This is a genomic window from Phocaeicola dorei, from assembly GCF_013009555.1.
Lineage (GTDB): Bacteria > Bacteroidota > Bacteroidia > Bacteroidales > Bacteroidaceae > Phocaeicola > Phocaeicola dorei.
Genome location: NZ_CP046176.1, coordinates 4,379,027 through 4,391,728 on the forward strand (window position 1 = coordinate 4,379,027; position 12,702 = coordinate 4,391,728).

General features: G+C 49.5%; 7 protein-coding genes and 2 pseudogenes. 8 read left to right on the top strand and 1 reads right to left on the bottom strand.

What is annotated here, in order from left to right; translation table 11 throughout:
- Entirely contained in the window at window positions 1-4,659 is a 4,659-nt protein-coding gene (locus GKD17_RS18125; protein WP_007830936.1) for a translocation/assembly module TamB domain-containing protein, read from the bottom strand.
- 982 nt (window positions 4,660-5,641) lie between these two features.
- Between GKD17_RS18125 and GKD17_RS18130 the strand changes: the two genes are divergently transcribed.
- The 8 genes and pseudogenes from GKD17_RS18130 to GKD17_RS18160 all read left to right on the top strand — a co-directional run bounded on the left by GKD17_RS18130 (window position 5,642) and on the right by GKD17_RS18160 (window position 12,633).
- The gene (locus GKD17_RS18130) at window positions 5,642-6,475 is read left to right on the top strand and encodes a carboxymuconolactone decarboxylase family protein (RefSeq protein ID WP_117719730.1); all 834 of its coding nucleotides are present in this window, start codon (window positions 5,642-5,644) and stop codon (window positions 6,473-6,475) included.
- A 75-nt stretch (window positions 6,476-6,550) separates the two neighbouring features.
- Window positions 6,551-6,634 (top strand): annotated as a pseudogene (locus GKD17_RS23460) (acetyltransferase); the annotation flags it as partial.
- 13 nt (window positions 6,635-6,647) lie between these two features.
- A complete protein-coding gene (locus tag GKD17_RS18140) occupies window positions 6,648-7,079 on the top strand; it encodes a DUF1893 domain-containing protein (protein ID WP_007830925.1) in 432 nt (143 codons plus the stop codon).
- Window positions 7,076-8,986: a TonB-dependent receptor gene (locus GKD17_RS18145; RefSeq protein ID WP_007830923.1), complete on the top strand. Its 1,911-nt coding sequence runs from the start codon at window positions 7,076-7,078 to the stop codon at window positions 8,984-8,986. The genes GKD17_RS18140 and GKD17_RS18145 overlap by 4 nt, the downstream gene beginning before the upstream one ends.
- A 19-nt stretch (window positions 8,987-9,005) precedes the next feature.
- On the top strand, window positions 9,006-9,983 hold the full coding sequence (locus GKD17_RS18150) for a DUF362 domain-containing protein (protein ID WP_007830921.1): 978 nt from the start codon (window positions 9,006-9,008) through the stop codon (window positions 9,981-9,983).
- A gap of 32 nt (window positions 9,984-10,015) precedes the next feature.
- Window positions 10,016-10,264, top strand: a pseudogene (locus GKD17_RS23465) (ECF transporter S component); the annotation flags it as partial.
- A gap of 266 nt (window positions 10,265-10,530) precedes the next feature.
- Window positions 10,531-11,376, top strand: a complete 846-nt coding sequence (locus GKD17_RS18155) for a peptidylprolyl isomerase (protein WP_007830917.1) — start codon at window positions 10,531-10,533, stop codon at window positions 11,374-11,376.
- Between the two features lie 12 nt (window positions 11,377-11,388).
- Window positions 11,389-12,633 carry a M16 family metallopeptidase gene (locus GKD17_RS18160; RefSeq protein ID WP_007830915.1) on the top strand — a complete coding sequence of 415 codons (1,245 nt, stop codon included), beginning with the start codon at window positions 11,389-11,391 and terminating at the stop codon, window positions 12,631-12,633.
- Window positions 12,634-12,702 lie beyond the last annotated feature (69 nt).

Consider the following 12,702-nt stretch of genomic DNA (forward strand, 5'->3'; position numbering starts at 1 on the left):
TCATTTTTTCTTCTTAGACTTGAAAATAAACAGTTCGCCCAGGTGGCTCATCTTCTTGCGAAGCACAATACCCACACCGGTCTCTATGATCTCACCTTCCAGCACACTCTCATAATTCTTGTCGTGGAAGAGCTTGACATACCGGGTACCGCTGTTGTCCAGGCGGTATTCTATGGATACATTATCAATAAAGGTTTCATCCTGCTGTACCGTACTTCCGGTAGACACTTTACCGCCTACCACTATACGGAAGCGGTTATTCCAGAAACGTTTGGCGAACTGGAAGTTATAATCCGTGCGTTTCCCGCCGCTATCGGCATCATCCACCGTTTCCATGCCCACATTGATATCAAGTGCTTTTCCGGCAATATTCGAGATTTCGCTCTGCAAGAATGAGTTCAAGGCATTATTCACATTAAATCCTCCCGTAGAGTTTCCTTCAGCCATATACATTCCAGTCACCAGCATGGTGACAGCCAGTTTTCCCCGTTCCTCCACCGACATGGCATTCAGCTGGTCTTGCACAGACGCATCCTCGGGAGCCGAAAGGGTAAACGCCAGCCCCAGATTCTCCAGACTCTGGCTCAAAGCGATCCCTACATCAAACCCGACGATACGCGAAGTCTTTCCATCCTCGCCCACCGAAGCACGGACCCTTTCAGTCGCGGTAATGTTCAGTTGCGGATTCATGATATTTCCCGTCCACTCCACATAACTGCCATTTTGAATATTAAAAGTCTTCAGCGGAATAATCGGAATCTGGTATTTCATCTCCCCGCTCATCAAAGAATAACGCCCGGTCAGCAACATATCCCCCTGAGGAGTGTACTGGAATGACAAGTCTCCGCCCCCTTCCAGCAACATATAGTTGGAGCCGTCCGGCACCAGATCCACACGTGCCTGCACCGCCTGGTCTATATGCATGGTCATGGCCACATCCATCCCTCCCAAAGAGATTTGCTGGACAGAGGACTCTTCCACCGAGGTTGTGTCGTTAAAATTGACAAAAGTCACCATATCCCCCAAACGGTCGTTCACCGTCAAGGGAGAGTCTTTCAGAACATAGGTCACATTGGTTTTCCCCAATATGTTCATGTTCCCCCGCATCACCAGTTCCTCCACAGGACCGCGCAGCGTTGCGTTAAAGTCCACATACATCTTGCCGTAAACCATAGCCCGCTTGGTACGGGGAGCATTCAGCAACTCATAATTCTCGGCATGCATTTTAAGGTTCACCGCCGTCCGTTCCAAATCCGAGAAGTCCACCTCTCCATTAATCGTAAAAGGGGTTTTCCCTTTGGTGAATATATCAAAATCCTTGAACATCATCTTACTGTTCACCACCTGCACCGGTTCATTGTCAAAACGGAACATGGCAGACATTTCCGGCATGAAGAAGGTCACGGAATCCAATGCCAGTTCCCCATTCAGCAGGGGTTTGGCCGGGTCACCTTTCATGGATAAAGTTCCGTCAATATCCCCGTTCAGTTCCACCATACGGTCGGGAACAAACGGATTGACAACATTCAGCGGGAAATGCTCAAAAGCCATATCCGCACTCAGACTTCCTGTCCCTTCCGCAGCAGGTAGATAGATACCTCCCAAATGAGCTATTTCCTTGCCATCACGGCGTATGTAAGCGTCCAGATGATGATCTTTCTCCTCACCCGGCAGATACACCCCGCTGAATTCCCAATTTCCCAGCGCACTACCTTCGTACTTGAATTCGTCCACGCGCAAATCACTGCTCACCATCATATACGGACCGGAGTCTATATAGTGTGCTTCCGCCCCTATCCACCCTTCTATATCAGGCATGTAAGGGAGAATACGCCGGAATTCTTTCAAATTAATGCGTGAAAGTTCAAAAGTCATATCCTGTTTAGCAATAGTATCCTCACGATTCGTATAAAAACTGAGTCCGGAGCCTTGGTCGTCATGCAAATTCAGATTAGCATGAATCCGCCCGTTATCCGCCAGATAAATATAATTATCCCTGTTTACGGTAAAAGGACGGTATACCAGCGTGGGGTGTTCCGGAAAGACCTTCATGCGTATGCCGTGACGGCGCAAGTCGGCCGTCACGCCCATATATACCCCCTGTTCCTTACGGGCATTAAGATACTGCACCAACAGCTGGGCATTATTATTTCCTATATTTCCTTCCAAAGTCACGTCAAACGCTTCCTGCCCCGGTTTAGGCCCATTTACCACTCCACTCAGCAGGTTTATTCCATTCATGTCTTGTTGCACGTCCAGATAGATCGTATCCAACACCAGACTGTCCGTACGCAATCCATATAAATAAGCCTCTCCGTTCAATCCCTCTGTCGGAGATGAATCCATATCCATAAACAAACGGCCGTATGACAACCCCATCATAGAAAGGTAATTGGCTATCGGATTATCGGGACCTGAAGATATCCTCAGGCAAAGCCCCGGAAGGAATTCCCGAAGTTCTTCCTGCTCAATATGTTTACTATTCCATTGTTCCGTCAATTTCTTCATCAGCATCTCCGCCCTGCCGGAAATAGATTCAATGTGCCCTGCTCCTTCCAGGCTCAGATCAAGGTCACCTGCACGTAAATAAGCAGAAGTAGAATCTCTGGAAGTGCTGAATCCGACAAACAGGTCCTTGGAATGGGAAGTACGTTTGGCAGTGACAATCGTGGCATTTGTCATCTCGGCTTCTACGGCATACCTTTTTCTGAGATCACTGCTGAAACGGACACCCAAGTGCTGGGAGGTCTGAAAACGGGTATCCATCAGATGAAGCGCCTGCCAATCCAAATGAGCCACATCCATTTTCAAGTTGCCCGAAACATCATGAGGTTTTAAGATACCATCCAGATGCGCCTTGATATCCATGGTCCAGTTTTTCACTGCCAGTGAAGCATGTACCTTCGATTTCTCCAGTCCGGCAGCCAGTGAGATTCCTGTCAAATGATAACTGCCATAATGAAAACGGTCTATACCGCCCTTTGCATTGAAATAAGTACGGGGGGAGAAAAAGTCAAAACCTTCCCCCTCCACTTTCAGACGGGTGGACAGGGTGTACAAAGAATCGGCTGGCATAAACTGGTGCAAGTCAAAATGATTGACAGCCAAGTCTGCCTCATACCTGTCACGCGACAAGTCGTATTTGGCAAACAGACGGGCCGCCCGTTCCATCTTGAAATCATCCGCCACGGAGATGCTGTCATTATAAACTGTTATAGGAATAGTGTCGGCCACAGCCACCGCGTGCGCTTCAGGCTGCATCAGCAACAGGTCCGTGCCCATTTTAGGGCCCGCCATCGTAAATTTACCCTCCAAGCGCGTTCCGTATGGAATTTCTATTCCTTCGGCCAACGTGGAGATAAACTTCAAATCTTTGGTTTCAGCTTGCAGCGTGATATCTCCTCCACGCAGCAAGCTGTCCGTCAGGCTAGTCAGCTCACCTTTGGCGAACAGTTCCAATGCACCGGGAAGTTCTGCGGTAAGAGTGGTCAGTTTCAGTTTGTTCAAATCCCCGTCAATCCCTGTACGGATGCGCAGGGGTTCGGAAGGATATTTCCGGATAAACTTTTCATCCATGCTTCCCATGAATCTCACCACATCCGGTTTTCCGATATCGGCCATCAGGCGTGCGGACACCAAGCCTTCCTTCTTGAAATCCAAGGCATCCCAATCCATCGCAGCATTCAGTTCCAGATAAGAATCCCGGGTTTCCAGTTTCAATGAAGGCACACGCAGCACCTTGTCATTGGATACCAGCCGCCCTTCGGTAGAAACGATCTCCACCCCCGAACGCTCTTTCAGCACAAACTGACTGATGATGGCTTTCATATTCCTGCCTTCGTAGTACAGGGAGTCCAGCTTCACACCGATATCCGTCAAGGCAATATGGGACGGATCCAGTCCGGCGGACAAGCTGTCGGCAGATGCGGTGGCACTCGGCCTCCCGCTGTCATAGCGCACGCGCCCGTTCTTTATCCGGAAAGTTTGCAGCGAATAGGCCGATTTATGCAAGTCTATCAGCCCGTCGCGCAGTGTGGCATTATCCAGCGAAGCCGCCAATGACAAACTGTCCAAAGGCATATCCAACGCAAAGGATACATTCTGCAAATCAATATCCTGCAATATTATTTTCCAATAGGTGGTGTCGCTTGCAGCCGTATCGGCCGCAGCGGTGTCATTCAGGCAGAGAGATAAATCCGTATCTTTCAACAAGACTTTGTTAACGATGGCAGTTTCGGGGTCCAGCGCCACTCCATGACTGGAGATGAACAATTCCCCCAAAGTACCGTTCAACCTCATGCCATGTATCAAGTCATTAGAATTCACTGTGGCTCCTTGCAGGGATATGCCATCCACTTCCACCTGCTTTTTCAGCAGTGGCAGCAACTGCACATTCACTTGCAGGCGGCGCACACTGAGCAACGTATCCTTATGCGGGGAAGCGGCATCTACATCGGTCACCACCAAATTCAACGGAAAAGACAAAGAGATACGTCCCACGGAGATATTCATACCGGTAGCTTCCGAGGCATATACAGCAGCTTTGTCCACCAGAAAGTTCTGAATGGGTGGCAAATAAATCAATATACATAAAATGATGAACAGAATGAACGGAGATGCTATCGTCCACAATGTCCAACGAAGCTGTTTTTTCTTCATTGAGTGTCTGTACAAATATTCCTGCAAATTTAAACAATTTTATCGGCATAATGGTTGAAAGAACGCAGCTTTTATCTTTTGTTTCCCATAATTTATTAAAAAAAGAACTTACGGCATACCTGTTGCTACCGGGAAAGATTTATAATCTTTCAGGTATAAGATCTATAATCTTACCGCCGCAAGATTTAAATCTTTCAGCTCTCCCGTCTGTTCCCATAACATGAACAATACAGACACAAAACGGCAGATGCCCAAGAAGACGGAAGCTACTTCCAACGCAGACGCGGCAGACGCAGGTCCTTTTTTCTCACACACGTGCGTGTACATTATAATGCGATATAAATCCGGCATCTCTCATCAAAGGCTCCTCCCCCTGAAACGATGTATGCCATACTACCATTTAATGCGAATTTCAAGACTTATGCAAGCCATGTTATTCAGAAACTTTTTTAATTTCCTTTTTTCCAAGTCTTATCATCCCCTTCCAGTTTTGCCGCCGGTCTTTTTATCTTTTTTCCTTCGTCTTTTCTCTTTCCGGCGCTTCTCTTCTCCTCACTCTGCCTCGTTTATTTTTCTTCTCTATAATAGGTACACGCACGTGTGTGAGAAAAAAGGACCTGCGTCTGCCGCGTCTGCGTCTGAAGTATTTTATATGACTATCAGTAACCTATATGAAACTCACATGAGAACGGGCAACGGATAAGAAAAAGGCAAACTGTTTAGAACCACCATATTCCTCATGCTTTCAAATAACTCTTTATCTGTCTGTATATGACAGATAAAGAAAAAGAGCATATTATTTCTATAATAACAGTAAGGCGACTGCTGCCATGCAAGGTCAAGAGTACAAAAAATATTTTATCTGTTTCGCATATTTGAGCCTTACAGCAAAGCTACTGTGGAATAATACCTGTACTTTTGTATCGGAAACAGGAAAGCTCTGTCGGTTGTCTTGGAAATGTCGAACTAAAAATCATATCGTATGAAAACAAAAGTAGCATCATTAGCTTTATTATTGACTTTAATTTTTCCGATCATGGCAAAATCACAAGTAAAAATCCAACAGACTGCCGGACGCGACGCGCTCGGAGAATTTGCCCCCGAATTTGCACGTTTGAACGATGATATTCTTTTCGGGGAAGTATGGAGCCGGAACAATCTGCTTTCGCTCCGCGACCGTTCCATCGTAACCGTAGTGGCCCTGATGTCGCAGGGACTGACCGATTCCTCGTTCAAGTACCATCTCGAATCGGCGAAGAAGAACGGAGTGACCCGAACCGAGATAGCCGAAATACTCACCCATGCCGCATTCTACGCGGGCTGGCCGAAAGCGTGGGCGGCTTTCCGTATGGCAAAAGAGGTTTGGACCGGCGGTAATGCAGACAGCGTGGCGGCAGGTTCGCTCGAAGCCTACGCGCAAACTATCATTTTCCCCGTGGGGAAACCCAACGATGCCTATGCCAAGTATTTCATCGGTCAAAGTTACACGGCTCCCGTGGTAACGGACGGAGTCCCCGTGGTAAATGTGACTTTCGAGCCGGGCTGCCGCAACAACTGGCATGTGCACAAGGCAACGAAAGGCGGCGGTCAGACACTCGTATGCGTGGGCGGTCGCGGCTACTATCAGGAGTGGGGCAAAGAGCCGGTGGAACTACATTCCGGGGATGCAATCAATATTCCGGCAGGCGTGAAACATTGGCACGGGGCTGCTCCCGACAGCTGGTTCTCGCATTTAGCCATCGAAGTGCCCGGTGAGAACAACAGTACCGAATGGCTGGAACCTGTCGGTGATGAAGAATATGCCAAATTAAAATGACATGAAACAGATAGTATTGATACTTATGAGCCTACTTACTTTCAGTAATCCGTCGAAAGCACCAAAACAGACTGTGGAACCGGCAGTGTCGTCACGCACGATGTGGAGCCGAATACCCTTGTCGCGGGCAATCCCGCCAAACTCATTCGACGAATATAGTTTCTGAAACATTATGCTGGAAGATATCATCCGATTACTGCATGAAGGGAAACATTCTTTAGTCGTTTCCAACGGAGAAGTCAGAACTTTCGACAGACGCGGTGTGGCCGACCTGTATGCCCTGCTGCAGGAAGATTCCGATTTCCTGAAAGGAGCTTCCGTTGCGGACAAAGTCGTAGGCAAGGCGGCTGCGGCGCTGATGATTTTGGGAGAGGTCGGAGAGCTCCATGCGGACGTGGTCAGCCGTCCGGCCCTCGACTTGTTTGCCGATAGCGGGGTACGCGTCAGTTACGGTACGGAAGTCCCGCACATTATCAACCGTACAAAGACGGGATGGTGCCCGCTGGAAACTTGTTGCCGGTATTGCCTTACTCCACAGGATTGTCTCGTCCGAATTGAAGAGTTTATAACATTACAATCTAAAAGAATGAATTCAGATAAATGAAGAAACAACATTTACTATTTGCAACATTCATATTGGCCGGAAGCCTGACCGTTTCGGGCCAAACACCTGATACGGCAGACAGCTTGTCAGCCCAAAGAACATTGACTATCGACGAAGTGGTCGTTACCGGAACCCGTCATCAGACGGATATACGCCACTTGTCGCAGACTGTTTCAGTAGTGAACAGGAAAAGAATCGAGCAGTCGATGCAGCCTTCCCTGCTCCCTGTGCTCACGGAACAGGTTCCGGGTCTGTTCACTACTTCGCGCGGCGTGATGGGCTACGGGGTCTCCAACGGGGCGGCAGGCGGTATTTCGTTACGCGGGTTAAGTGGCGGCAATGCCCGCCTGATGGTGCTTATTGATGGGCATCCACAATATGCCGGCATCTTCGGACATCCGATTGCCGATGCCTACCAGACGCTCCTGGCCGACCGGGTGGAGGTACTGCGTGGCCCGGCATCCGTACTCTACGGTTCGAATGCCATGGGTGGCGTAGTAAATATTGTGACCCGCAAAATGCACGAGGATGGGATTCGCACCCACCTGCACACAGGGTACGGTTCCTACAACACGTTGGAAACCGAACTGACGAACCGCATCCGCAAAGGGCATTTTTCGAGCGTCATCAGCGGCTCGTACAACCGCACGGACGGGCATCGTGCCGACATGGGATTCGAGCAGTACGGCGGTTACGGCCGGATCGGTTACGAGGTGACGGACCACTGGAATCTGCGTGCCGACGTGAACGTGACCCACTTCAACGCCTCTTATCCCGGCCCGGTATCGGCTCCGCTGCTGGACGGTGACCAGCACATTACACGGGGCATGACCTCTTTTGCCGTCGAAAATGAATACGGGAAGACTTCCGGTGCGTTGAGTTTCTTCTACAACTGGGGCGACCATTGGATTAACGACGGCTATACGCCTTCCGCAGGGGAAGGTCCGCAGGATGACCGCTTCAACTCGTATGACGACATGATGGGTATCTCATGGTATCAGAGCGCCCGGTTCTTCAAGGATAACCGCATCACCGTAGGCTTCGACTGGTTCCGTTACGGTGGCGAGGCATGGAGCGAATATGTGAGCGGAGAAGACGCGGGAACACGTAGCGATTTGGTGGATAAGCATGAAAACGAGGTGGCAGGCTATGTGGACTTCCGGCAGGATGTCGGGAAGTGGCTCACGTTCAACGCAGGATTGCGCGTTGATCATCATTCCCGTGTCGGAACAGAATGGGTGCCGCAGGCTGGATTGGCATTCCACCTGCCTCATACCATCGAACTGAAGGCTTCTGCCTCCAAAGGTTTCCGTTACCCGATTCTCCGTGAGATGTACATGTTCCCGCCGCAGAATCCCGACTTGACGCCGGAATCTATGTGGAACTACGAGATAGCCTTCTCGCAAAGACTGTTGGGTGGAAGCCTGTCGTATGGCATCAATCTCTTCTATATCGATGGCAAGAACCTGATTATGACCCTGCCCAATCCGAGCGGAAGCGGTATGCTGAACCAGAATTCGGGAGAGATAGACAATGCAGGCGTCGAAGCACAGGTCGCTTACCGTTTCAATAAGAGTTGGTCGGTGGATGCCAATTACAGCTACCTGCACATGGAGAATCCCGTGATTGCCGCTCCCGAACATAAGCTCTATGCCGGAGCAAACTTCACGCAAGGACGCTGGTCGGTATCGACGGGCATACAGTACATCGCCGGACTTTACACCTCGACAGATCCGGCTACAACCGAGGATTTTGTCTTATGGAATCTGCGCGGACAATTCCGTGCCACCCCATGGCTCGACATCTGGGCACGCGGAGAAAACCTGCTGGCACAGCGTTACGAAATCAATGCCGGATACCCGATGCCGAGAGCTACGGTGATGGCAGGTATAAATCTGAACTTTTAATTGATAAATTACAGTATATATGAAAAAGATAATGAGCATGATAATGGCTGCAATGGTATTTTTGACCATAGGAACAGGATATGTACAGGCACAGGACAAGACATCGGATAGCGCATCTGAACTCCCAAAGGTCTATCTTATCAAGGAAATTACCCCGGAAAATCTTGTGAAGATCTACGAGGCTCTCGGTCGTAAAGCCGAAGGAAAGGTTGCGGTAAAACTCTCCACCGGCGAACCGGGCGGACATAATTTTCTCCAGCCGACACTCATTGCACCACTTGTACGGAAAATGAACGGCACAATCGTGGAGTGCAATACGGCCTATGGTGGCGGACGTGCCAATACGGAGGCACACCTCAAGGCTGCTGCCGACCACGGTTTTACGGCGATTGCGAAAGTGGACATCATGGATGCCGACGGCGAAGTGTCCCTGCCGGTAAAAGGCGGCAAGCACCTGAAAGAGGATTTCGTGGGCAAGAACTACTTGAATTACGATTTTACGGTTGTGCTGTCGCATTTCAAAGGTCATGCGATGGGTGGTTTCGGCGGCGCAATCAAGAATATCTCCATCGGCATCGCCTCGTCGGGCGGCAAGGCGTGGATTCATTCGGCAGGCACGACCAAGGACGTAAGCAAAGTCTGGGGTAACCTTCCCGAACAGGATAACTTTTTGGAGTCGATGGCCGAGGCCGCCAAAGCCGTCACGGACCATTGCGGCGATAAGATTCTCTACATCAGTGTGGCCAACAATCTTTCGGTGGACTGCGACTGTGACTCCTCGCCTGAAGATCCGAGGATGGGCGACATCGGTATCCTTGCCTCGCTTGACCCGGTAGCGCTTGACCGGGCCTGCACCGATCTGGTACGCTCCTCCGAAGACCACGGTAAAATTCACCTGATCGAACGTATCGACTCGCGCCACGGGATGCATACACTCGACTATGCCGAACAGCTCGGTATGGGAAGTCAGAAGTACGAACTTGTCGAACTGAAATAGACTGTTCGGGATGCTTGCTATGGCTGTACTGCCCCGCCATCTTTCTCAAATCCGTTCTGTTGGCTGTGGTTGCCGGGTATGCGGCTTCGCATTTCAGGAAAGCTTCGCCCGGACTGCTCCTTGGGGTCGTCTTGGCCTATCAGCTTGTCGGGATGCTGGGAGAATAGGCAACGAAAGGAGATTTCTGGCTTGCCGCACAGGATTTCCGGATTGGTATTCCAGGCATGCTGCTTCAGATATTCGGGAGCTGGCTATTCATTAACCGCATCATTCGTAAGTAATACCATTCCTATTGATTTTTGAATGAAAATAATAAACAAGGAGAGGAAAAGGTCTTTTCCCGTTCCTTTGCAACCTCAAATCGGCAATGGATAAGTAGCCATTATTCTCTTAACTCCTGCTGAACAGGTCAAAACCCCTCAATGGATGAATATAGAGTAAACCTGCATATCTCCCTTTATTTCCAACAGTTTGCATTATTCCTGCGAAATCCATCCGTATGTGAGCGAGTTTTGTTATATTTGTCCGATAAATAAAAAAACAGCTCATGATTTCAAACAAAATTTTACTAATATGCCTGGCCTTCATCGCATTGACTGCATGCAGCGCCGGCTCGAAAAAACAAACGAATCATCATATGGAAAATGAAAAGCGTACCCTAGTGAAACTGGAAACCACCATGGGGAATATCACAGTGGCCCTGTATAATGAAACACCGAAACATCGTGATAACTTTATCAAACTGGTAAAAGAGGGAGTATATGACAGTACGTTGTTCCACCGGGTTATCAAACAATTCATGATCCAGGCCGGCGATCCGGACAGCAAAAACGCATCGGATACCGCCATGCTGGGCAGCGGTGATGTGGGTTACACCATTCCCGCCGAATTCAATCCGAAATTCTTCCACAAGAAAGGAGTATTGGCGGCAGCACGCCAGGGTGATGATGTGAACCCCGAAAAGGCTTCATCGGGTTGCCAGTTCTATATTGTTACCGGACGCAAGTTCACCGAACCGCAACTGCTGGGCATGGAGAACAAAATAAACGAACAGCACGAAGAGGCCCTGTTCGACAGTCTAGCACGCCAGCACATGAAGGAAATATACAAGATGCGCAAGGCGGGCGACAATGCCGGATTACTGGAATTGCAGGACACACTGGAAGCCCAAGCCCGTGAACTGGCGGACAAAGAAGAGAAATTCCGCTTCACCCCCGAACAGATCAAAGCATACAGCACCGTAGGCGGCGCTCCCCACCTGGACGGTTCTTATACCGTATTCGGTGAAGTAACCGAAGGCATGAAAGTAGTGGAGAATATTGAAATAGCAAAAACGAACCGCGCAGACCGCCCTGTAGAGAATATCCGGATTCTCAAGGCCAGTATTCAGTAATTTGCGACTCAGATGATTAACATTAACCGATACACCTTGTCTAACGGGCTGCGTGTGATACACAATGAGGACAATACAACCCAGATGGTGGCACTGAACCTGCTGTACGATGTGGGCGCACGCGATGAAGATCCTGACCATACCGGATTCGCCCATCTGTTTGAACACCTGATGTTCGGAGGCTCTGTCCATGTGCCCGACTATGACACTCCGGTACAAAATGCCGGAGGCGAGAATAACGCATGGACAAATAATGACATAACCAATTATTACATCACCCTCCCCCGTCAGAATGTGGAAACCGGATTCTGGCTGGAGAGTGACCGTATGTTGTCTCTCGACTTTAACCCGCGCAGTCTGGAAGTGCAACGGCAAGTAGTAATCGAAGAGTTCAAACAGCGAAACCTGAACCAGCCATACGGAGACGCCTCGCATCTGCTACGTGCCCTGGCTTATAAGGTGCATCCGTACCAGTGGCCTACCATCGGCAAAGAAATCAGCCACATAGCCAATGCCACCCTTGAAGAGGTAAAAGCTTTTTTCTTTAAATATTATGCACCGGACAATGCCATTCTGGCTGTAACGGGACATATTACTTTTGAAGAGACAGTGGCACTGGCCGAAAAGTGGTTCGGCCCTATCCCGCGCCGCAACGTACCCCCCCGCTCACTGCCGGCAGAACCCCGGCAAACGGAGGAACGCCGGCTGACAGTGGAGCGGAACGTGCCTGTAGACGCGCTCTTTATGGCATTCCATATCTGTGAACGACGCCATCCCGACTATTATGCTTTTGATATGCTGAGCGACTTGCTAAGTAGCGGACGTTCCTGCCGCCTGGTGCAGCATCTGGTGCAAAAGAAACAGGTATTCAACAGCATCGACGCCTATATCTCGGGCAGCATTGACGAGGGATTGTTCCATATCACCGGCAAACCCGCCCCAGGCGTCACGCTGGAAGCTGCCGAAACAGCCGTATGGCAGGAACTGAAGGCATTGACGGAAGAAAGTGTGGACGAGGACGAGCTGGAAAAAGTAAAGAACCGCTATGAAAGCGAACAGATATTCAATAACCTGAATTACCTGAATGTGGCTACCAATCTGGCTTATTTTGAACTGACCGGCAAAGCGGAGGATATTAACAATGAAGTAAACAAGTATCGCTCGGTCACTGCCGGACAGATAAAAGAAGCGGCACAAAAAACATTTGTGCGGGAAAATTGTTCCACACTCTACTATAAAAGTAATTTGCCGACCTGATAATATGCTAATTTGCCAATGCGCCATGCGGAACACAGCGCAGCTAGTTGGCAAATTAGCATATTGGCA

Coding starts and splice junctions, on each gene's coding strand:
- GKD17_RS18125 (WP_007830936.1), bottom strand. CDS start 4,659: ATGAAGAAAAAACAGCTTCGTTGGACATTGTGGACGATAGCATCTCCG.
- GKD17_RS18130 (WP_117719730.1), top strand. CDS start 5,642: ATGAAAACAAAAGTAGCATCATTAGCTTTATTATTGACTTTAATTTTT.
- GKD17_RS18140 (WP_007830925.1), top strand. CDS start 6,648: ATGCTGGAAGATATCATCCGATTACTGCATGAAGGGAAACATTCTTTA.
- GKD17_RS18145 (WP_007830923.1), top strand. CDS start 7,076: ATGAAGAAACAACATTTACTATTTGCAACATTCATATTGGCCGGAAGC.
- GKD17_RS18150 (WP_007830921.1), top strand. CDS start 9,006: ATGAAAAAGATAATGAGCATGATAATGGCTGCAATGGTATTTTTGACC.
- GKD17_RS18155 (WP_007830917.1), top strand. CDS start 10,531: ATGATTTCAAACAAAATTTTACTAATATGCCTGGCCTTCATCGCATTG.
- GKD17_RS18160 (WP_007830915.1), top strand. CDS start 11,389: ATGATTAACATTAACCGATACACCTTGTCTAACGGGCTGCGTGTGATA.